Raw genomic sequence first — 2,191 nt, 5'->3', positions numbered from 1 at the left:
CTTGTCTAAAACACTAACATTTTGAGGCTTTTCAACTCAAAATATCCCACTTTTTTAATACTCAAAAAGACAAAAAGCTCCATCTGTAAACACTTTCAGATTTAATCAGCAAGTCCTAGTTAGTAGGGAATGATTCTAGCTAATTATCTGGCTCTATCGAGTATTTATGCTGAATATTTGACTGAGAATTTGACTCAACACAAAGGTCAATGAATAGGATTTATACAGTATAAATACTGACAAATATCCAAATTATTATACTACTTTTAATACTATAAATTGACGTGCTGAATGTGGGATAAAAGCTTAAGATTTTACATTATCTTGATTAATAATTTTTTTACTAAACTGCTGCTATATAGCAGTCAAAGCCAAGGGTTCTGACATTACTAAATTCTGTTTGCGCAGCATTTCCGCACCGAAAACTTAGTCAGATATTACTTTTGACTTATGACTGGTGTGTAGTGTTATAGAACTCATCTGGTATTTTTGACATTAACATTCGCGATCGCTGATATACTATTTTTAGTTGAATAGAAAATCATGTATACAGCCAAGTAACCCCAGTTAATCTTTACAATATCACAAAAATTGTGAGGATGCAACGGAAAATCCTTTGACGCGGGATTTTTTCTGGAGCTTCATAAAATGAAAATATTTGTGATTTTGCACTTAACAATGATGAGTGGAAAGATTTGATGAGGGAAAAGCAGACATTTGTATAAAGCTCCAGAAAATGAAAATATTTTTGGTATTGCACTTAACAATGATGAGTGGAAAGATTTGATGAGGGAAAAGCAGACATTTGTATAAAGCTCCAGAAAATGAAAATATTTTTGGTATTGCTGCTGGGAAAATTTCCTAAATCTGAGCGAGCCTCATCTTAGCGAGAAAATTTAGTTGAACAAAAAATCATGTATATAGGCAAGTAACCCCAGTTAATCTTTACAATATCACAAAAATTGTGAGGATGCAACGAAAAATCCTTTGATGTGGGATTTTTTCTGGAGCTTCATAAAATGAAAATATTTGTGATTTTGCACGAGGAAGGTGTAGATGGAAAGATTTAATGATAGGAAAAATCTGATTCTAATCTTAAAAGTAGGAGAATAAGGGAGCATTTTTCAATATTTTTCCGATATTGCCTCTATTCTACTCCCGACTCATAACTCAAAAATTTTTACACGGATAAAGATACCAAATGGTTTCTATAAGACCAGGGAAAAAAAATCATTTAAAATCTTATTACATTGGAAAGCAAGTTGATATTTTTCTAATTCATCTTTACTAAAATAAGCTAAACGCTGACCTTCATTAAGTTTAACTTGCGTTAAGTCTAAATTTATTTGTTTCCAGAAAATATAATGTTCGCGATCATAGACAGTGTACTTTTGAAAGAATTTAATATTTCCTAATTCAATTTCTATTTCCTCTCTTATTTCTCTACGAATACATTCTTCTGGAGATTCTCCTTTTTCAATAAAGCCACCTAATAAATTCCAGCTATTAGGAAATGGAATAGACTCTTTATTATCCCTCAGCACCAGCAAAATTTTATTATCGCTATTAAATAAAATAATTACACAGCCTTGAATTTTGTGCATAATTTTTCTCCTAATTAAAAAAATGATAACTCCGTAGGAACGTTGCATAAAACCTCCCTACTTTGTGGTCTGCTCATTATGAAAAGACTGTAATTATAATTATTTAGCCCAATATTCTACTATAGCATCCCGATAATTAATTTAGCTGTCGAAAATCGACAATGTAAAAAAATACTTTTGTCGATTTTCACTCAATTTCTGCTGAATGTATTGTTATGACTGGTTTTTGAATTAGTGAATTAAGGTTGTCGATTTTCGACAACTTTTTTTTCTGTTCATCTTTTATTCTTTAAAAAGGCAAGAAAAAACAATTCTATAGATTTGGTTTGTTTCAGATATTCCTATTTCATATCAGGTAGTGTTTTTCTCTTTATCAAATTTCACAACCTTACAAGGTGAAATGAACCTTCTATTTTCTAACGATATTTAAAAGGAGTTAGTAATTATGAAAATTACAACTACATTGAGTAAATTATTAACAGTTACTGGAGGATTAATTGTTGTAGCAGGAGCTAGTGGAAATGCTCATGCAGCAACACTAGGTGTTGAACTGGTGCAAAATGGCAATGCGGAAACAAACCAAATCT

At 31.2% G+C, this 2,191-nt stretch carries 1 protein-coding gene; it reads right to left on the bottom strand.

All coding sequences use genetic code 11. The annotated features are described in order from the left end of the window. Window positions 1-1,208 precede the first annotated feature (1,208 nt). Window positions 1,209-1,604, bottom strand: a complete 396-nt coding sequence (locus F6K22_RS39235) for an NUDIX hydrolase (protein WP_293110401.1) — start codon at window positions 1,602-1,604, stop codon at window positions 1,209-1,211. Window positions 1,605-2,191 lie beyond the last annotated feature (587 nt).

The sequence above is a fragment of the Okeania sp. SIO2F4 genome (genome assembly GCF_010672385.1).
GTDB lineage: Bacteria > Cyanobacteriota > Cyanobacteriia > Cyanobacteriales > Microcoleaceae > Trichodesmium.
This window is presented reverse-complemented; position numbering and strand designations above follow the sequence as displayed.